This window comes from Cyclobacteriaceae bacterium, from assembly GCA_025808415.1.
Lineage (GTDB): Bacteria > Bacteroidota > Bacteroidia > Cytophagales > Cyclobacteriaceae > UBA2336.
On the sequence record CP075525.1, the window covers coordinates 128,509 to 148,566 of the forward strand.

The window sequence follows — 20,058 nt, forward strand, 5'->3', positions numbered from 1 at the left end:
ATACCAAAGTTAAGCAATTCTTTAGTGCTAACTTATCCGGCTCCAGTTCACAACTGATTTACGCATTCGCCCTACCTGTTCGCGGATCACCTGGTTAGCGGGGCTCTTCAATTCGGGGTCGCTTTCCAGAACCTGAAGGGCCGTTTCACGTGCAGCCTGCAAAAGTTTGGTATCCTTTCCTAAATCAGCAATAAGCAAATCAAGCACACCGCTTTGTTGGGTGCCCATCAAATCACCGGGTCCACGCAACTGAAGGTCGGTTTCGGCTATTTCAAAACCGTTGTTTGTACGCACCATGGTTTCAATACGCTTCTTCGAATCAGCCGAAAGCTTGAGGCTTGTCATGAGTATACAATACGATTGTTCGGCCCCACGGCCCACACGGCCACGCAACTGGTGCAGTTGTGAAAGCCCGAAGCGCTCGGCATTTTCAATAACCATTACCGATGCATTGGGTACATCTACCCCCACCTCAATTACAGTAGTGGCAACCATTATACTGGTTTCTCCTTTTGCGAACCGTGCCATTTCATACTCCTTGGCATCGGGTTTCATTTTACCGTGCACAATGCTGATGGCCTCATCCGGAAAGGCACGGCAAATGCTTTCGTAACCATCCATTAAGTGTTTTAAGTCAAGCTTTTCTGATTCTTCGATCAACGGATACACAATAAATGCCTGTCTTCCGGATTTGATTTGTTGCTGTAAAAAACCGTTCACCTCCAACCGGTGTGAGTCATACTTGTGAATTGTTTTGATGGGCTTGCGGCCCGAAGGAAGTTCATCAATCACCGAAACATCCAGGTCGCCATACAAGGTCATGGCCAATGTTCTTGGAATGGGTGTGGCTGTCATCACCAACACATGGGGGTAAACGGTTTTGTTTTTTCCCCACAGTTTCGATCGTTGTGCAACGCCAAACCGATGCTGCTCATCCACTATAGCCAGGCCCAGGTTTTGGAATTGCACCTCCTCCTCTAACAACGCATGGGTACCGATCAAAATTTTCAACGAACCCTCACGCAAACCCCGGTGGATTTCGTTGCGTTCGGATTTCTTTGTTGAGCCCGTAAGCAATGCAATGGTAATCTTCATTTGGTCGGCATACCTGCTTAATGTTTTAAAATGTTGCTGCGCCAGAATTTCGGTGGGTGCCATTAAGGTACATTGTGTATTTCCACCCAGGGCAATGAGCATACAAACAAACGACACAATTGTTTTTCCGCTGCCCACATCGCCCTGCAACAGCCGGTTCATTTGTTTGCCTGATTTCATATCAGCATAAATTTCCCTGATCACCTTTTTTTGGGCATTGGTTAGTTGAAAAGGGAGGAACCCGTTATAGAATTTGGTTAGCAACGTGGCATCGTTAAACGATTGTCCTTTGTACTTTTCTTTTCGGACAAGTTTGAGTTTAATAAGCCGTAGCTGGATGTAGAAAAGTTCTTCAAACTTTAAGCGCTGTTGGGCGGACGCAAGCTGTTCCTGATTTTCAGGAAAATGAATGTTGACCATGGCACTGCGCTTGTCCAGTAACCTGAATTGATCAAGAATAGGTTGTGGAAGGGTTTCGTGGAATTTACCTTTGGCTTGCTGCAACAACTCCTGTTGTAATTTGGAGATAGCCTTGCTGTCGAAATGTCGTTTTCGCAGCGTTTCGGTAATAGAGTAAACAGGTTGAAGGTATCCTCCGCTTTGGTTTTTGGTGGTCAGCGGTTCCATCTCCGGGTGGGCAATACTATACCGCTTACCATACTTCATGGGCTTGCCAAAAACCACATACTCAGCGCCTGGTCTTATTTTGTCAAGCATCCACTTTATACCTTGAAACCAAACCAATTCCATTTCACCGGTTTCATCGGCCAGGTATGCAACAAGCCGTTTTTTAAAGCCTGTACCAATTATTTCATGCTTAATTAATTTGCCCTTAAGCTGAACAAAAGGCATTTCTTCTGTCAATTCACGAATGGTGTAAAACCGGGTTCTGTCTTCGTACCGGAAAGGATAATACTGAATTAAATCACCGAACGTGAAAATGTTTAGCTGCTTGTTTAACAACGCTGCCCGCTGCGGACCAACGCCCTTCAGGAATTCGATTGGGGTTTCAAAAAATCCGGGCATGATTTATTCCGTACAAAAAATAAAAATTAACACGAAGTTAACCCGACTTTAAATTAAACCTTATCCTGTTACGTTATTCTAAGCAAACAAAGGTTACTATTTTTGCACGGTGCCGATTTACACACGATGAATGTGAAGCCAAGATTTTACCGGGGCATTGAATATGTACGCGTGGATGATCTGCCCGCTGAACAACAGGCCTTGTTGCAAATGTCTTTCACTTATCCGGAAAGGATAAGCATTCTGATCGATGGCAAAATTATCCGCAATTGCATTCAATATGAACCTTATACCGAGTGGTACACCCATGTGTTCCAAACCTCTGTTGCCCCTGGCATACTAAAAAGCTCTCCTGAACAAAAACAACTGGTGGAAAAGGTGATGGCGAAGGTCTGATTTACGGCCAAACCCCATTGTTGGGAACGATTTCCAAAACATTACCCTCGGGGTCTTCAAAATAAAACGACCGGACACCCTCCTTCCAGGTTACTTCGTCAATTATTTTAATACCCTTCGAAAGCACCCAAAGCTTTGCTTTTTCATACTCCACACTGCTAACTTCAAAGGCAAAATGTTGTTTACCCGCACCATAATGTGCCGGTGGACTGGTTTTGGATTTTGAATCTTCCGGATTAAAAAGCAACAATACTGATGATCCGGCCTGAAAGAAAAGATGCTTGCCTGCTGCATAGCCAATAACCGGGAGTTCCAGGATTTCACTGTAAAATTTTCTGGCTTGCTCCAGATCGTTAACGTAAAGGCAGGTTTCTTTTATTTTTAGAAACTTCATCGGCTAAGGCTTACAAAGTTGTTGCTTAAGCACTTTATATTCATTCCATATTTCATGCAAAATTTCTGCAGCCGGTTTCACATCGTGTATGGCTGCCGCAACCTGGCCGATTTCTAACTCTCCTTCATCCAGATCGCCCTCAAACATTCCCTTCTTTGCGCGACCCCTGCCCAGCAACTGTTTCATTTCATCCATGCCGGCTCCGCGTTGTTCAGCTTCAATAACCTGATGGAAGAATTTATTACGCACGAGTCGAACAGGAGTAAGTTGCTTCATCGTAAGAAGCGTGTCTCCTTCTCCTGCTTTCACGATCACTTCTTTAAATTTTTCATGTGCCGATGACTCCACACTGGCCGCAAACCTGCTCCCCACCTGCACACCCTCGGCACCGAGCACTTCGGCAGCCAGCATACTTCGACCGGTTGCAATGCCGCCCGCAGCAATAAGGGGTATTGAAACTGCTTCCCGAACCAGTGGAATAAGCACAAATGTTGTAGTCTCTTCCCGGCCATTATGCCCCCCTGCTTCAAAACCTTCGGCCACTACCGCATCAACACCGGCTTGTTCTGCTTTTTTTGCAAACTTTACACTTGAAACCACATGCACTACTGTTATCCCTTTCTCTTTCAGATAGCTGGTCCAGGTGGAGGGATTACCGGCCGAGGTAAACACGATTTTTACCCCTTCTTGTACAATAATGCTCATAAGCCTGTCTATTTCCGGATACAACAAGGGCACATTTACGCCAAAGGGGTTTGAAGTTGCCGAATTACACTTCCGGATGTGTTCCTCCAAAGTTTCCGGATGCATAGAACCGGCACCAATTAAGCCAAGGCCCCCGGCATTGCTTACAGCCGAAGCCAGGCGCCACCCGCTACACCATACCATGCCGGCCTGGATAATTGGCCTGTTAATGTTGAAAAGTTTTGTTACCCGGTTTGTTGAATTTTCCATGGTGTAAAAATTAACTAAAAGCCTACAAATGCTTTGCTACGATTCTGAATATCTGTGAATTAGAAGGGGCAAGTATTTCAATGCTTTTTTCCAAAACCAAAAAGTTGTCCACAAAGAATTGATTCATTCTATATAATGTAACTTTCTGATTTATAACTAATTAACTGAAAACATTGCCGTAATGTGGATAACTGAAGGAATTTGTGGATTTCTTTTTGGGTGCCAGTTTGGCCATTTATAAGTGCTTGAATTTTAGCCATTTTGCAACCTAGGAACATAAAGCTAAACTAAGGCACCGTTGAACAAAAAGCCGGAACAACTTTTGCCCCAAGAGGGTTACTTTTACACCATGAAAAAAGCCTTTACCATTCTGTTTGCACTTTTGCCCCTAAGCGTGTTTGCCCAATCCGGGGCTGAGATCGTAAAACTCAAACAGTTGCAGGATCATATCAACCGCGAAACTTCCAATATAAAGGTCATCAATTTCTGGGCTACCTGGTGCGGGCCATGCGTTAAAGAAATGCCACTTTTTGAGAAACTAGGTGCAGAGCGAAAAGATGTTGAAGTTACCCTGGTAAGCCTCGACCTTGACCTTAACCCCAAACCTGAAGTTGTGCATCGGTTTGTTGAACGGAAAAAGATAAAATCAAAAGTGCTTATACTGGATGAAAAAGATCCAAACTCATGGATCAACCAGATCGAAAAAAGCTGGTCTGGAGCTATACCGGCCACCATCATTATTAATGGAAAAACCGGTCAAAGAAAATTTGTTGAAAAAGAACTCCATGAAGGCGATCTTGAGAAACTAATTGCAGAGCTATTATAATAAACCAAAATGATATGAATATGATGAAAACAATTTTTGCTGCCCTGGCTTGTGTGTTGTTCGTGGCTGCAAGCCCTCTAAAAAGTGGTTATGACATTGGCGACACCGTTGCCGATTTTAAAATGAAAAACGTAACCGGTAAAATGGTCTCGTTGTCAGACTACGCTTCTTCAAAAGGTGCCATCGTAATTTTTGATTGCAACACCTGTCCCTACTCCAAAGCCTACAACGACAGAATCATTGCCCTTAACAAAAAATACGCTTCACAAGGATTTCCAGTAATTGCTATTCAGCCTAACGATCCGTCAATCTCACCGGGTGATTCATTTGATGAAATGGTGAAACTTGCCGAGAAAAAGAAGTACGACTTCCCATATTTGTTCGATGAAACCCAAAAAGTGGCTAAAGCTTTTGGTGCTACCAATACACCACACGTGTTTCTGTTAAAGAACGATGGTGGAAAATTCACTGTAGCCTATATCGGGGCTATTGATGACAACTCCCGTGATGCTTCGGCTGTAACAAAAAAATATGTTGAAGAAGCAATCGAATCCTTAATGACTTCTAAAGAAGTTCCTGCTACCAAAACAAAAGCAGTTGGTTGTACCATCAAGTGGAAGAATGCTTAATTGAAATTATTCCTAATTGAGAAAAGGCCACTTCATATGAAGTGGCCTTTTTGCTTTAATATGGATGTGGAGAGGTTGTTAATTGAAGCCCTTAGCTTCACGTGTGAAACCAATGGCTCTTCTTCAATCCCGCAATGGGCATTTACTGCTAAAAACCAAGTAAAACTGATTCTTAATCACTTGTTGATTTCGGGATAATGGAGTTTTAATGCCTGTCTATTAGCTTTAAAAAAAATTCAGCTTATGAGGTTATCCGTATACGCCAGTCTTTTGTTCCTTATCGTTTCGTGCTCAACAAAAGAAGAAAAGAAATACCAACCGCTTGTTGAGCCTGTAGCCGTTCTTTTCGATAGCTCACTAAAACCCTTTTACCATGGTGTTGCTTCGGGCGATCCGCTGCACGACAGGGTTATCATCTGGACGCGTGTAACGCCTGAAGATTCCCTCCCGTCCATTGATGTTGAATGGGAGGTGTCTGCGGATGAGAGTTTTTCTGCCCCGACCGCAAAAGGAGTATTCACAACAAGCCCGGCCCACGACTATACTGTTAAAGTTGATGTTGCTGGTCTGTCTGCAGATCAAACTTATTACTATCGCTTTAAAGCCCTTGACGCTACCTCTATGACGGGTCGAACAAAAACAACTCCGCTCGAAATGAAGGACAGCCTAAAGTTTGCTGTGGTGAGCTGCAGCAACTGGGAGTTCGGATATTTCAATGCCTATGCACGCATTGCCGAAAAAGAGCTAGATGCCGTGCTTCACCTGGGTGATTACATCTATGAATACGGCACCGGAAAATATGGCGACACTACCATTGGCCGGATTAATATGCCCCTTCATGAAATTGTTACTTTACAAGATTACCGTACACGGCATTCACAATACAGGCTGGATGAGGGATTGCGGCAGATAAGCTTGCGCCATCCCTTTATTGCCATTTGGGATGATCACGAAGTGGCCAATGACACCTATGCTGAGGGCGCACAAAATCACCAACCGGAAGAAGGTGATTTCAAGTCACGAAAAGAAGCCGCCAAACAAGCCTATTATGAATGGATCCCCATCCGCGAAGGCGACAAACACTACCGGGCATTCTCATATGGTAAACTTGCTGACATTATAATGCTGGATGAACGGCTGGAAGGCCGAACCAAGCAAGCCGAGGGAAAAGACGATCCGGAATTGTGGAGCGTGAACCGAACCATGCTGGGTGCCGAACAGCGCGATTGGTTTTTAGGACGACTGAAAAATTCAACGGCAACGTGGAAAATTATTGGCAACCAGGTGATCTTCTCAGCACTTGATGAATCTTTCAGGCCCAACGCCAAGAGTACCGACAACTGGAATGGCTACCCGGTAGAGCAGCGAAAAATTTCAGATTATATCGTTGAAAATAAAATACAGGATATAATATTCCTTACGGGCGATACGCATGCTTCCTGGGCTTTTGAAGTAGTTGCCGATTTGAAAAAATACAACTCTAAAACCTCATCAGGAGCACTGGCCGTAGAATTTGGAACGCCCAGCATTTCATCATCAAACTGGGATGAGTTTTATCCGTTAGATACTGCCAAACTGGGCGAACAACTCTATCAGAAATTCAATCCCCATTTAAAATATGTAAATGGAATCGACCATGGGTATGTAATACTAACCGTTTACCCTGAAAAGGCAAAAGCACAGTGGTACTATGTTGAAACACTTCGCACGATTGATGCGCGCGAAGCACTTAAAAAAGAACTTCGTGTAAATCATGGGAGCTTTACGCTAAAGTAGTTTTAATCTTGGTCTGGTGTGGCAGGATCGTCAGCCTTTGCTCAAGCCCCTAAAGCACAAAATCACCAAGGCATACTAACTAAATCAGTGATTCAATATTCCGTTTGTTTCGCTAACTTTAAGTTAATGAAATCATCTTGTCTTGTACTTATTGTCTTGTTGGTTGGCGCCACACAAAGCCTTTCGCAGGTTATTGGAAAAAACTTCCCTTACATGGAAGCTGAGACCGTTGAAGACCAGGTTGTTAAATTACCCGAAGCGGTTCAGGGTAAATTTACACTTCTTGGCTTGGCTTATTCAAAGAAATCGGAAGATGAACTGAACAGTTGGTTCCAGCCCGTGTTTGAAAAGTTTATCCAAAAAAACAAAGGACTGTTTGAAAGCTTTGGGCATGATGTTAATGTTTATTTTATCCCAATGTTTACGGGGGTGAATGCTGCTGCTACAGGAACCGCAAAACGCAAGGCCATTAAAAATGTTGACCCCCAGTTGTTGCCCTACATCTTGTTTTACAAAGGTGAACTAAAGTCGTATAAAGAAGCGCTTGACTTTGAAAAGAAAGATGTGCCTTACTTTTTTGTCCTTGATAAAACTGGAAAAATCGTTTATGCAACCAGTGGCAAATACAGCAAAGCCAAAATGGATGAAGTAGAAGAGGTGCTTGAATAAATTATGAATTTCTTTATCCTTCTTGCGCTCGCTCTTGCTCCCGGTATTGCTATTGGTGTTTACATTTACCTCAAAGACAAACACGAACCCGAACCGCTCGGGTTGTTGTTAACCAGTTTTATTTATGGTGGGGCCAGCACCATTGTAACGCTTTCCATTAGCTGGCCGCTGGATTTTATTGTTACCCTTTCGGAAACCGATGTTGCCCATCAATTTGCCAATGCCTTTTTTAAAGTTGCCCTTGTAGAAGAGTTCAGCAAATTCATTTTTATTCGTTTCATTCTGTACAACAACAAAAACTTTAACGAGCCCTTTGATGGAATTGTGTACGCCATTATGGTGGGAATGGGTTTCGCTACATTAGAAAACATTCTTTATGTTTTCCAATACGGTGTGGCCACTGGCATTGTACGTATGTTCACGGCCGTTCCTGCCCATGCCACCTTCGCCATTCTAATGGGCTATTTTTTAGGAAAAGCAAAGTTCACCCATCGTAAAGAAATCTGGTATAGCGTTTTAGCATTAGGTGTAGCTACGCTTTTTCATGGGGCATATGATTACTTCTTATTCATTTCATTCATTCCTGGAATATGGTTAGGTGCGCTGGCCTCGCTAATCGTGGCAATAATTCTGTCGCGCAAAGCCATCCGGTTACACCAACAGTCATCGCCATTTATTAATAACCCGCCTCCTTCCGATAAACAAGTATAGAAATCCATTCTTTTGATAATAAACCTTTATTTAAGTAGGTTTATTGAGTTATCCTGATCGTATGCGCAGTAGTCTTAAGGGTCATTACATCGGCATGAACAAGGAGTTTCGCTACCGGGGTGAAGAACCACCCGGATAGAAACGCTCAGTGATGCTGTTTTTGCCATTGCCATTGGTTTGTTATTAATCTCAACGACTCCACCCGTATCGTATTATCAACTTAAGCAATTCACCAAAGACATCATTCCCTTTGCTTTATGTATTGCATTAATTTCGATTATCTGGTATGAGCATTTTACTTTCTTTATCCGCTACGGCTTTCGCAATGCCTATATTGTGTTTTTGAACACGGTTCTGCTCTTTATTGTATTGTTCTATGTTTATCCCTTAAAATTTCTTGTTCGGCTCTTAGTAATGCTGTTCACGAATTTTATTCACATCATGCAGCATGGAAACAGTAATGAGATTTGGCAGCCATTCCTTTTTACAATGGAGGATGGTACGGTTTCAGAGCTAATGGCCATCTATGGAATCGGAGCAATGTCCATCTTTCTGGTGCTCATGCTTATGTATCGTTATGCACTTAAAAAGGCACCTGAGCTTGAACTCAACGAGCTTGAAAAATTTGACACCCGCATGAGTATTCAAACCAACCTGCTGATGGCGAGTATCCCTGCGCTATCCGTAGTGCTGGCTCTTTCTTTTGGCGAAACACGTTTGGGTAATAATCTGTCAGGCTTTGTCTATTTTCTGTACATGCCGGTCATGTTCATGCATGGCAGTAGGGTTGCCCGGCAAAGAAAAAAGCTCCTCGAAAACCAAGGAGCTTAATGCCTATGCTATTCTATCAAGGTGTTGATTATTCTTTTACCAGAATTTCTTCACCTTCTCTGTTGAGAAATTTATATTCTGTTACCCCCATGGAGGTATCCGTTTCAAGATGCACCCAGCGTTTGTATTTGAAAAACCATTTTACACGTTGCGAAAAAATTCCTTTGGTGAAATAGGCATACAGGTAAGGATGAACAGCCAACACCAGGTTAGATTCATTTTGCTTTACCAATAAATGATCCAGGTTTTTCTCAATCAAATCCGAAACCAAAATAGAAGCTGTAATCTTACCCGTTCCATTGCAGGTAGGGCAGGCTTCAAGTGTAGCAATATTCACTTGTGGTCTTACCCGTTCGCGGGTAATTTGCATTAACCCAAATTTTGACAACGGCAACACGGTTGATTTCGCCTTATCAGCCGCCATTTCATCGCGCATGGTTTTATAAATCAGCTTGCGGTTATCGGGGTTCTTCATATCAATGAAGTCTACCACAATAATGCCGCCCATATCGCGCAGGCGAAGCTGACGGGCAATTTCCTTCGCGGCTTCAATGTTTACCGATAATGCGGTTGTTTCCTGGTTTTCTTCACGGTTTGATTTATTGCCACTGTTTACATCAATAACATGTAATGCTTCCGTGTGCTCAATAATCAGGTAACCACCGGCACGAAGGCTTACGGTTTGCCCAAAGGCCGATTTGATCTGCTTCTCAACCCCGTAATGCTCAAAAATTTTAGCGCGCCCGTTATAGAGCTTAACTATTTTTTCCTGTTCGGGTGAAATAGATCGAATGTATGCCCTTGCTTCGTCATAAATCTTCTTGTCGTCAACATGAATGTTGTCGAACGACTCATTCAATAAATCGCGGAGTAGTGATGAGGTTTTGTTGAGCTCACCGATAATCTTTTCATTGGGCTGAACCTCGGGCAATCGGGCGATGCCATCTTCCCAATTCTTTACCAACGAACGCAAGTCTTTGTCAAGTTCGGCAACATCGGCCCCTTCGGCTACGGTGCGAACAATTACACCAAAGTTCTCGGGTTTTATGGATTGGATTAATCGCAACAGGCGCTTCCGCTCTTCGCTGCTGGTAATTTTTTTCGAAACATTTACGGTTTTCGAAAAAGGTACGAGCACCAGGTAGCGCCCGGCTAATGATAACTCGCAGGATAATCGTGGCCCTTTTGTAGAGATGGGTTCCTTTACGATCTGCACCGGAATAAGCTGGCCTTTCGCCACTTGCTGGCCTATTTTGCCATGCTTGTCAATGTCCGGTTCAAGGGTAAATTTTTCCAGCTTGCCGAAAATCTTTTTGGCCCTAACCAGTTTCGTAAATTTTTGTAACGAACTGAATTGGGGCCCTAAATCAAGATAGTGGAGAAAAGCATCTTTATCATAGCCAACATCTATAAATGCGGCATTCAGGCCCTGCACTACCTTTTTTACAGTGCCCAGGTAAATATCACCTACGGTGAATTTGCTTCCCTCTTGGTCATCATGAAATTCGACAAGGGTTTTATCTCTCAGCAGGGCTATACGACATCCATTTTGAGTGCTACTGATAATTAGTTCGTTACTCAAAACGTTGATGATTTAAGGTTAAAAAAATCGGATGTGTACGGCTCCCGAACAGAAAGCAACCTCCCTCATGGAGAGATTACTTCTTCTTATGTCTGTTCTTCCTCAAGCGCTTTTTACGCTTGTGGGTTGCCATTTTGTGCTTCTTTCTTTTCTTTCCGCTTGGCATAAAATGATTTTGGTTTTTGTCCCTTTCCTTACAGAAAAGGACGGTTTAACAATTATTTTAAGTCCTTCAGATACGAGTCGGCTGTTGCTTGTACAGCGGGATCGGTATCCAATTGTTTTACTTTTTCAAACTGCTCGCGCGCGAGCTTTTTTTCACCCTTGTTAACGTAGGCAACACCCAGCAATAGCTGCGCCTGAATATGGCCCGGGTTTATGGCCGTTAATTCCTTTAGCCGCTCAATGGCCCGGTCGTACTGACCGGATTGGATCGAAAGCATGCCTAAATTGAAGAGCGCTGATTCATTTGTAGGGTCTTCATTCAGCACCTCGCGCAGCATAGTAATACCCTGCATGGGGTTTGCGGATGACAAATAAGTCATTGCCATTTTGGTTTTTACCTCCAGGTTGCCAGGATTCTTTTTCAATACCTGGGTGAAATACTGTCGGGCTTTTTCAGCCAGTTCATCCTGCTTGAGTTGATCCAACGCGAAGGTATACGCCTGGTAATAACTGTCCCCGGCTTTGATCCAACTTTCCATGGTGTTAAAGAACGTTGCAGCTTTATCGGCATACCAGGCAGCACTATCAAACTTACCGGCTTCCCAATACAGGTCTGCTAAAGAGTCGGCAAAGATAGCACTTTTTTCACCAGAGCCTGAAGCGGCATGTCCGGTCCGTAAACGTGCAATGGCCTGCTGCAAGGTTACCGGGGCAGCAGCGTGGGGATCAGCCGTAGCATTTACCCCGGTTTCAGTGGATACAGACTGCTCATCACTCTTCACAACCACCTTGGGCAGCATGAACAAGAGAATGATCAGTGCAATACTGACAACGACTAAAATAATCCGATTTCTTAGCATACAAGTACGCCCGGCCGGGCGCTTAAGCAATAGTGCTGTTAAGCTTTTTCAGCGTGGAGTTTTACTTTTTCGCTACCCTTTATTTTGTTAACAAAAATTTTAGCTGGCTTAAAGCTGGGAACGTAGTGCTCGTCTATTACCAAGGCAGTGTTGCGGGAAATGTTCCGCGCTATCTTCTTCTTTCTTTTTTTATTGATAAAGCTGCCAAACCCGCGAATGTATATGTTATGGCCGTTGGACATATTGTTTTTTACAACACTGAAAAAAGCCTCAACCGATGCGGTTACATCTGCCTTATCGACCCCGGTCTTCTCAGCGATTTCGTTTATTATGTCTGCTTTGGTCACGTTCGTAAATGTTTAAAATCTTAATGGGACGCCAAAGTTAATTTGTGGCTTCAGAATTAAAAATTAATATTGAAAAAATTGATAATCAGGGGGATGGAGGCTCGGTATTTCTCTAAAAAAGTCGTTGAATGGTATCAACAAAACAAGCGAAGCCTGCCCTGGCGCAACACTAAAGACCCTTATAAGATTTGGTTATCTGAAATAATCCTGCAACAAACAAGGGTTAGTCAGGGGCTTCCGTATTACCAAAATTTTGTACAGGAATTTCCGAATGTGCACGCCCTGGCGTCTGCCTCGGAGCAAAAAGTTCTGCGGTTATGGCAGGGACTCGGCTATTACACCCGGGCACGCAATCTGCACAAAGCAGCCAAAGAAATTTCAACAAAACACAAGGGCGTTTTCCCATCCTCCTTCGAGGAGTTGAAAAAATTACCCGGCATTGGTGAGTATACTGCTGCGGCAATTGCATCAATTTCATTTGGTGAAGCGGTGGCGGTTGTTGATGGTAACGTTTTTCGGGTATTAGCACGCGTGTTCGGTATTGATAAACCAATCAATTCACAGGAAGGGAAAAAATATTTTTCTTCATTGGCTAACCAATTGCTTGACAAGAAGCAACCGGCAACTTTTAATCAAGCGGTTATGGAATTTGGGGCGTTGCACTGCACACCCAAAAATCCGCAATGCTCAACGTGCAGCTTTAATGCTACGTGCATAGCGAACAAAAGCAATCTTCAATCAGCATTACCCTACAAGCTGGCCTCTAAAAAAAGCAGAAGACGATACTTTTATTATATCGTTATCCGAAAAGGAAATTCTCTACTCATGAATTTGCGAAAGGGCAACGATATATGGAAGGGGCTCTATGACTTTTACCTGATAGAAAAATCCCGCCTGGTAAAAACCGAACACCTGCTGAACGATGATCTGTTCTTAAAAAAACTAAAGCCCATTACAATCGATGTATCCACATCAGTTATGTACAAACATATACTCAGCCACCAATCAATTCGAGCTAAATTCATCACCCTTAATCTTGCAGAAAAGCCATCAACTGTTTCGGTCAATTTGAATTTTTATTCCCTGAAAAAGGTAGGTGAACTCCCTAAACCTGTGCTCATTAGCCGTTTTCTGAGCGATTTCCGCCTTTTATAGTTGCCTTAAGATTGGTACTTTTGTGAAGATTTAGTGGTCATTGCAACGGCATCGAAACACTGCTGTTGCGATGACTTCTTTCGTTACAGCAAGTCATTAAAAACATAGTAACATGTCAGGTGTAAATAAAGTAATACTCGTAGGGCGACTCGGCAAGGATCCAGAAGTAAGAAATCTGGATAGCGGTGTTGCTGTGGCAAATTTTAGCATAGCCACCTCCGAAACCTATCGCGATAAGACCACCAACGAAAAAAAAGAAATTACCGAGTGGCATAACATTGTGTTGTGGAGAGGCCTGGCCGAGATTGCTCAAAAATATTTACACAAAGGCGACATGGTGTACATTGAGGGAAAACTTCGTACCCGCTCATGGGAGAAAGAAGGTGTTACCCGTTATATCACTGAAGTGGTTGCTGATAACATGACTATGCTTTCCACCAAAAGCAGTGGTGGCTCAAGTGCAGAATCAAATTATGCTCCTGCATCTAAGCCATCTTCATCAGAAGGAATGTCCATGCCTGCCGAAACAGGCGGATCGGATGATCTTCCCTTCTGATTTGTTTCACCAAATTTAAAATCGCTTGGACGAGCCTCCCAGTTATACGCTACTTCAACTTTTGTCGGGCCTTAGCCTGATGCACCTGATCAGCATTGCTGTAATTGCAATGCTTTTGATTATTTCCGGACTTGTATCCGGATCGGAAGTTGCTTTTTTCTCTCTTAAACCTGAAGATCTTGACCGTTGTCGCGAAAGTGAGGAGCGAAGTGACAAGACAATTCTTGAACTCCTCGGCAAACCCCGTCAACTCCTGGCTACGATACTGATCATGAACAATACGGTCAACGTAGGCATTGTAACACTGGCTACTTTTCTGATGTGGGAACTTTCAGGAACACGCAGACCCGAAGAGATTATTGTAGGCGTTGTAACCTTTGTGATCGCTTTTGTGCTCACCTTTTTCGGAGAGATCGTTCCTAAAGTATATGCCACCAAAAATAATCTCTCCTTTGCACGCTTCATGGCAGCCGGTTGGCGTGTACTTATCGTAATTTGCAAGCCCATCTCCGCACCGTTAATGACCATGAGTAATTTTGTGGAAAGGCGGGTGGAGAAAAAAGGCTATCAAACCACGGTTGAGGAATTAAATCAAGCCCTTGAACTGGCCACCAGCACGGATGAAACCAGCGCTGAAGAAAAAGAAATTTTGCGCGGCATTGTAAACTTTGGTACGCTCAGCGTGCGTCAAGTCATGCGTTCCCGCGTTGATATTTCTGCTGTTGATAGCGAGCTGAATTTCTTTGAACTCATGGAGTTCATCAATAAATCGGGCTTTTCGCGATTACCTGTCTATCGCGAGTCGCTGGATAAGATTGAGGGACTGCTCTATATAAAAGACTTGCTACCCTATTTGGATCAGGATGCCGGTTTTGCCTGGCAAAAATTGTTGCGTACTCCGTTTTTCGTACCGGAAACCAAAAAGGTCGACTCCCTACTAAAGGATTTTCAGGAAAAACGAATTCACATGGCATTGGTTGTTGATGAATATGGTGGTACGGCCGGCCTCATAACCCTGGAGGATGTGATTGAAGAAATTATCGGTGAAATCAATGACGAATTTGATGAGGCCGGACTGGCCTATCAGAAAATTGATGAGCATACTTTTGCCTTTGAAGGAAAAACTTCACTTCATGATTTTTGCAAAGCGTTGGATGTTGAGCCAAACACCTTTGATGAAATAAAGGGTGAAAGCGAATCACTGGGTGGAGTTATACTGGAAATAAATAAAGGTTTTCCAAAAGCCGGTGATCAGATTCAGTATAATCAATTTACCTTTACCATTGAGGCCGTGGATAAGAAGCGCATAAAACGGGTGAAGGTGCATGTTCATGAACAAAAGAGTCTTTAAGGGTTACGGGTCGCGGGTTATGGGTGGCCGTTTGTTCCGCGCTTTCTTGTTTGGGCTTGTTCTTATCATTTTGTCTTCATGCCAGCGGGATTATTTACCCAAGCCGATGGGGTATAACCGATTGATTTTACCTGAACCCTCCTACCAGGTATTGCCCGACTCTTTTCCGTACACCTTCGAATTTTCCAAACACGCGCGCTTGTTGCCCGACACGGCCGGCTTTCATGAGCGCTACTGGATTGAGCTGTACTACCCCGCATTAAAATCGAATATTCATATCACCTACAAGGAAATTAACAGCAACGAGCAACTGCTAAAAGAATTCATGAACGATGCGTATACACTCGTTGCCAAACATCAGATCAAAGCATCAGCCATCGATGAAGTAATTACCCAAAACCCATTCGGCCGAACGGCCATCGTTGCTGAGTTGCAAGGTGAAGTACCCAGTCAGATGCAGTTCACGATTACCGATTCAACTAAAAACTTTCTTCGTGGCGCGCTTTACTTCAATACCAAGGTACACAACGACTCCTTAAAACCGGCCATCGAGTACATGAAGAAAGACATCATGCATCTGGTGAACACTTTTGATTGGTCAAAAAAATAAACCCAAAAAAGTCATTAGACCTTTTTGCACAAGGTGCTGACGATTGAAAATGAAGCAGTTGAAAGTTACTTCTAAAAGTAAGTCTTCCTTCATTTTCAATGTCAGGGTTGATCCTGACAATCCTGACGGTTTGCTGTCAGGATTCGTCATATATTTACGTCTGACTTATTTCTAATGACAATTCCGGGATAAAACCATGCTGACCTCCAAACGTGCCAAATTCAGTTTACCCCCAAATGTCAGTTATCTGAATTGTGCTTACATGTCACCCCTTTTGAAAAGCGCAGAAAAAGTTGGTGTAAAGGCGCTTCGGAAAAAAAGAAATCCTATTTCCATTTCGCAGCAAGATTTTTTCTCCGACACGGAGTTGCTTCGCAAAGAATATGCGCGCCTGATCCATGCAGAAAATCCGAACCGCATCGTTATCATTCCATCAGTATCGTACGGCATGGCCAATGTGGTGCGAAACATGAATATTAAAAAAGGGCAACATATCATTGTGGCCGCTGAACAATTTCCCAGCAACTACTATCCCTGGAAAAGCTTGTGTGATGAAAACGGGGCAGAAGTAAAAAGCATTTCTCCTCCGGATGGATTTACTGAACGGGGTAAACGTTGGAACGAAAAAATTCTTGAGGCCATCAACACCAATACAAAAGCCGTAGCTATTGGTCATGTGCATTGGGCCGATGGAACGCGTTTCGATTTGGAAGCCATTCGAAAACGCACACAGGATGTAGGCGCACTGCTTATTGTGGATGGAACACAGTCGGTTGGTGCACTGCCTTTTGATGTACAAAAAATTAAACCTGATGCCTTGGTGTGTGCAGGGTACAAGTGGTTACTGGGACCTTATTCCATCGGTCTGGCTTACTATGGTGAATATTTTAACAATGGAAAGCCTGTTGAAGAAAACTGGATTACCCGTTTGCACAGTGAGGATTTTACGGGTCTAGTTAATTATCAACAAGCCTATCATGAAGGTGCCTTACGCTATGAAGTTGGCGAGCGCAGCAATTTTATTTTAGTGCCCATGCTACTCAATGCCATCAAGCAATTGAATAACTGGGGGCCTGAACGAGTACAGGAGTATTGTGGGGAAATAGGAAAAGACACCATTGAAAAGCTTACCGAAAAAGGATTTTTGATTGAACAAGAGAACTGGCGGGGAGCTCATTTGTTTGGCATTCGTCTGCCGGTCAACCTTGATCTGGAAAAAATCAAACAGTCATTAGTCAGCAATAAAGTATATGTTTCCTTTCGGGGAAATGCCATTCGGGTTGCTCCTAATGTGTATAACACAGAGAAAGATTTTCAAAAATTATTGAAAGCCCTAACTAAATAGAGTGCATACACTATTTTCATAGAGTATTTTGTGTCTTTGTGTTTTAGTGGCAAAAAAACTGACTGACTTAATAGTCTAAACAAAATAACCCATGCGCCCAATTTTCATAACATTCTTTCTATTGTTCTGCCTGTCTGGCGTTGCTCAAAATAAGCAGTACACATTTGTTTTTCTGAACACCCGAACAGACAAGACAGAATTACCCAAAGAAGAAGTAGACAAACTTATGGAAGGGCACCTGGCCAACATCACACGGTTGGCAAAAGAAGGAAAACTTATTGTGGCTGGACCGTTTGATGGTGGCGGTGGAATTTTTATTCTGAACACAACTTCCATTGATGAAGCCAACGCATGGCTTAGCACCGATCCGGGCATTCAGGCTAACCGTTGGAAACTTGATGTGCTCCCGTATCAACCACGCATAGGCGGTGTGTGTGCAGCAAAAGAACCTTACGAAATGGTGACGTATAATTTCATACGCTTCCGCTCCAACATTCATAAAGAAACTGTGGGTGATTACCCCATGCTTCTGAAAAAGCATGATGAATACCTCAAGCAATTAGCAAAAAACGGAAACGTAATCACTGAAGGGATTTTTGACGATCAGGAGGGAGGAATTCTGATTATGAAAGGCGATATACAAGCTGAAGTATTTGAAAATGATCCTGCTGTAAAAGGCGGTACACTTTTGTTTGAGGTAAAGAAGTTATGGGTTGCGAAAGGGGCCTTCTGTGAACAGTAACCTTGTAGTAGTTATTCTGCAAGGCGAAACGTTCTGAAAACTTCCCATTGTTTGCCTGTATGTTTTAATAGCGCAACAGCCTCTGCACTAAATTCTCCCTCAAATTTCTTTTTACTGAATTCTTCCCATGCCCTTTTGAAGGCTGGTTTCCTTAAGTCGCGAAAGGCAACGGTAAGATGCGGGTTGAAAGGCAATTCCTTGTAGTTTGCATTGAACAACTTTAATTCCTGTTTACAAAAACGCTGAAGATTTCGTTGCAACTGTTGCAATGCCTCCGTCCTTTCAATGTCAACAAAAATTACCCGTGGAGGAAAACAACCAAAATTTTGAAAGCGGATGGAGCACGTATTCTGCGACTGCAGAAAGTTTTCCAACTTACCGATCAGCATTTCCTCTTTATCCTCCCTCCATTTGAATGGCATGTGTAAGGTAATGTGCGGAGGCGATTTCAACGCACCATGACTCGCATACTGCTCACTGAAATAGCGTTTTATGTTCAAGACCTCTTCAAAAAAAGGAGATGGGGGTACGATCGCAATAAAATAAAATTTCCTTCTATCTTCTTTCTTTTCCGGCATTGTAAGAAATACGAAATGATACGTATGTACGGTTAAAGTTTGATAACTTATCCTTCAAATCAAAAAAGGCTTTTGCCGTAACCTTATGATCCGCTCATCATCTTCCCTTATCCTTCTGTTCATAGCCTCCCATGTAATGGCTCAGCAATGGGTTGACTCGCGTCAGCAGGAAATTGTCATCCGGTCAGTAAATGTAATTCCTATGGATGAAGAACGCGTGATTGCCAATCAAACCGTTCTTATTAAAGATGGCAAAATTACTGCGATGGGCAGCAAAGTAAAGTCCGGAAAAAATGCCCTGGTACTTGATGGCAAGAGTAAGTACCTCATGCCAGGATTGGCCGAAATGCATGCGCATGTGCCTCCCATCGATGACCTGGAGCCCATGAAAGAAGTTTTGTTTCTTTTCGCGGCCAATGGTATTACTACTATACGCGGCATGCTGGGGCACACACGTCACCTTGAGCTTCGAAGCATGATTCAACGCGGGGAAATAAACGGGCCGCGATTCTATACCACCGGGCCATCCTTTAATGGCATCAGTGTAAAAACTGCCGAAGCTGGTACGGAAATGGTTCGCAAGCAAAAAGAAGCAGGCTATGATTTTCTGAAATTACATCCAGGTCTTAACCTTGAGACGTTTCCTGCCATTGCTTCAACCGCTAACGAACTAGGAATTCCGTTTGCGGGGCACGTGTCTTTCGCGGTTGGGGTGTGGCGCGCCATTGATGCAGGTTATTCTTCCATCGATCACCTCGATGGATTTGTAGAAGCATTGGTGCCGGGCATTGATACGCTTACTGAACAACAAGCCGGTCTGTTTGGAATGTTTGTTGGCCACCGTGCCGATGAATCCGGTATTCCAAAACTTATGAAAGCACTGCAAGAAAAAAATATTTGGGTGGTCCCCACGCAATCGCTTGCCGAGCGTTGGTTCTCACCCGCCTATGATGCTGAAGAATTTCGCAACGATCCGCATAGCAAATACATGAATCCTAAGGTTGTTGATCAGTGGATTCAGAGTAAGAAAACACTACAGGCTAATCCAAACTACAATGCGACTACTATAGAGAGCTTTATCAAGCTCCGCAGAAAACTTATTCTTGAATGTCAGAAAAACGATGTTGGGTTGCTCTTAGGATGCGATGCACCACAGGTATTTAATGTTCCGGGATTTTCAACACACCACGAACTTGCCTACCTGGTGGATTGCGGACTAACGCCATACCAAGCCATTAAAACGGGCACCGTTAATGTTGCCAAGTATTTAAAGCTCCCTGATAGCGGAGTAATCCGCACTGGTGCTGTTGCGGATCTTATTCTCCTAACCAACAATCCGCTTACTGACATCAAACACACCCAATCTATTGAGGGCGTTGTGTTGAATGGTAAATGGCTCTCAAAAAAAGAGATTGATGCCGGGCTGAAGAAACTTGAGAAGTAGCCTTCGACAAGCTCAG

At 43.4% G+C, this 20,058-nt stretch carries 21 protein-coding genes; 14 read left to right on the plus strand and 7 right to left on the minus strand.

All coding sequences use genetic code 11. The annotated features are described in order from the left end of the window. Window positions 1-27: 27 nt before the first annotated feature. Complete coding sequence (recG, locus tag KIT51_00505) at window positions 28-2,121, minus strand: ATP-dependent DNA helicase RecG (protein ID UYN86803.1); 2,094 nt, start codon at window positions 2,119-2,121, stop codon at window positions 28-30. A 132-nt stretch (window positions 2,122-2,253) separates the two neighbouring features. On the opposite strand from recG, the gene KIT51_00510 reads away from it, so the two are divergent. Then, the gene (locus KIT51_00510; protein UYN86804.1) at window positions 2,254-2,517 is read left to right on the plus strand and encodes a hypothetical protein; all 264 of its coding nucleotides are present in this window, start codon (window positions 2,254-2,256) and stop codon (window positions 2,515-2,517) included. A gap of 1 nt (window position 2,518) precedes the next feature. On the opposite strand, the gene KIT51_00515 is transcribed toward KIT51_00510, so the two are convergent. Both KIT51_00515 and KIT51_00520 read right to left on the minus strand, forming a co-directional pair. Further along, window positions 2,519-2,911: a VOC family protein gene (locus KIT51_00515; GenBank protein UYN86805.1), complete on the minus strand. Its 393-nt coding sequence runs from the start codon at window positions 2,909-2,911 to the stop codon at window positions 2,519-2,521. 3 nt (window positions 2,912-2,914) lie between these two features. After that, window positions 2,915-3,865 carry a nitronate monooxygenase gene (locus KIT51_00520; protein UYN86806.1) on the minus strand — a complete coding sequence of 317 codons (951 nt, stop codon included), beginning with the start codon at window positions 3,863-3,865 and terminating at the stop codon, window positions 2,915-2,917. Between the two features lie 349 nt (window positions 3,866-4,214). On the opposite strand from KIT51_00520, the gene KIT51_00525 reads away from it, so the two are divergent. From KIT51_00525 to KIT51_00550, 6 genes are all read left to right on the plus strand, one after another. Then, entirely contained in the window at window positions 4,215-4,691 is a 477-nt protein-coding gene (locus KIT51_00525; protein UYN86807.1) for a TlpA family protein disulfide reductase, read from the plus strand. A gap of 23 nt (window positions 4,692-4,714) precedes the next feature. Further along, window positions 4,715-5,320: a thioredoxin family protein gene (locus tag KIT51_00530; GenBank protein ID UYN88446.1), complete on the plus strand. Its 606-nt coding sequence runs from the start codon at window positions 4,715-4,717 to the stop codon at window positions 5,318-5,320. A 243-nt stretch (window positions 5,321-5,563) separates the two neighbouring features. Next, a complete protein-coding gene (locus KIT51_00535) occupies window positions 5,564-7,096 on the plus strand; it encodes an alkaline phosphatase D family protein (protein UYN86808.1) in 1,533 nt (510 codons plus the stop codon). Window positions 7,097-7,222: 126 nt separating this feature from the next. After that, entirely contained in the window at window positions 7,223-7,765 is a 543-nt protein-coding gene (locus KIT51_00540; GenBank protein UYN86809.1) for a hypothetical protein, read from the plus strand. Window positions 7,766-7,768: 3 nt separating this feature from the next. After that, on the plus strand, window positions 7,769-8,476 hold the full coding sequence (locus KIT51_00545) for a PrsW family intramembrane metalloprotease (protein UYN86810.1): 708 nt from the start codon (window positions 7,769-7,771) through the stop codon (window positions 8,474-8,476). A gap of 135 nt (window positions 8,477-8,611) precedes the next feature. Beyond that, window positions 8,612-9,307, plus strand: a complete 696-nt coding sequence (locus KIT51_00550) for a DUF1211 domain-containing protein (GenBank protein ID UYN88447.1) — start codon at window positions 8,612-8,614, stop codon at window positions 9,305-9,307. Between the two features lie 28 nt (window positions 9,308-9,335). Here the strand turns inward: KIT51_00550 and KIT51_00555 are convergent, their stop codons facing one another. From KIT51_00555 to KIT51_00565, 3 genes are all read right to left on the minus strand, one after another. After that, window positions 9,336-10,889 (minus strand): Rne/Rng family ribonuclease, encoded by a 1,554-nt coding sequence (locus KIT51_00555; protein UYN86811.1) that lies wholly within the window; start codon window positions 10,887-10,889, stop codon window positions 9,336-9,338. A 218-nt stretch (window positions 10,890-11,107) separates the two neighbouring features. After that, window positions 11,108-11,914, minus strand: coding sequence for a tetratricopeptide repeat protein (locus KIT51_00560; protein ID UYN86812.1), 807 nt, complete (start codon window positions 11,912-11,914; stop codon window positions 11,108-11,110). A 38-nt stretch (window positions 11,915-11,952) separates the two neighbouring features. After that, window positions 11,953-12,261, minus strand: coding sequence for an integration host factor subunit beta (locus tag KIT51_00565; protein UYN86813.1), 309 nt, complete (start codon window positions 12,259-12,261; stop codon window positions 11,953-11,955). 93 nt (window positions 12,262-12,354) lie between these two features. Here KIT51_00565 and mutY point away from each other — a divergent pair, with 93 nt between their 5' ends. From mutY to KIT51_00595, 6 genes are all read left to right on the plus strand, one after another. Then, complete coding sequence (gene mutY, locus KIT51_00570) at window positions 12,355-13,416, plus strand: A/G-specific adenine glycosylase (GenBank protein ID UYN88448.1); 1,062 nt, start codon at window positions 12,355-12,357, stop codon at window positions 13,414-13,416. Between the two features lie 112 nt (window positions 13,417-13,528). Next, a complete protein-coding gene (ssb, locus tag KIT51_00575) occupies window positions 13,529-13,972 on the plus strand; it encodes a single-stranded DNA-binding protein (GenBank protein UYN86814.1) in 444 nt (147 codons plus the stop codon). 25 nt (window positions 13,973-13,997) lie between these two features. Continuing rightward, window positions 13,998-15,323, plus strand: coding sequence for a gliding motility-associated protein GldE (gene gldE / locus KIT51_00580; GenBank protein UYN86815.1), 1,326 nt, complete (start codon window positions 13,998-14,000; stop codon window positions 15,321-15,323). Window positions 15,324-15,342: 19 nt separating this feature from the next. Then, window positions 15,343-15,933, plus strand: a complete 591-nt coding sequence (gldD, locus tag KIT51_00585) for a gliding motility lipoprotein GldD (GenBank protein UYN88449.1) — start codon at window positions 15,343-15,345, stop codon at window positions 15,931-15,933. 196 nt (window positions 15,934-16,129) lie between these two features. After that, entirely contained in the window at window positions 16,130-17,278 is a 1,149-nt protein-coding gene (locus KIT51_00590; protein UYN86816.1) for an aminotransferase class V-fold PLP-dependent enzyme, read from the plus strand. Window positions 17,279-17,369: 91 nt separating this feature from the next. After that, window positions 17,370-18,020 carry a hypothetical protein gene (locus tag KIT51_00595; protein ID UYN86817.1) on the plus strand — a complete coding sequence of 217 codons (651 nt, stop codon included), beginning with the start codon at window positions 17,370-17,372 and terminating at the stop codon, window positions 18,018-18,020. Between the two features lie 11 nt (window positions 18,021-18,031). Here the strand turns inward: KIT51_00595 and KIT51_00600 are convergent, their stop codons facing one another. After that, window positions 18,032-18,598 carry a 2'-5' RNA ligase family protein gene (locus KIT51_00600; GenBank protein ID UYN86818.1) on the minus strand — a complete coding sequence of 189 codons (567 nt, stop codon included), beginning with the start codon at window positions 18,596-18,598 and terminating at the stop codon, window positions 18,032-18,034. A gap of 85 nt (window positions 18,599-18,683) precedes the next feature. Between KIT51_00600 and KIT51_00605 the strand changes: the two genes are divergently transcribed. Then, window positions 18,684-20,042, plus strand: a complete 1,359-nt coding sequence (locus KIT51_00605; protein ID UYN86819.1) for an amidohydrolase family protein — start codon at window positions 18,684-18,686, stop codon at window positions 20,040-20,042. Window positions 20,043-20,058 lie beyond the last annotated feature (16 nt).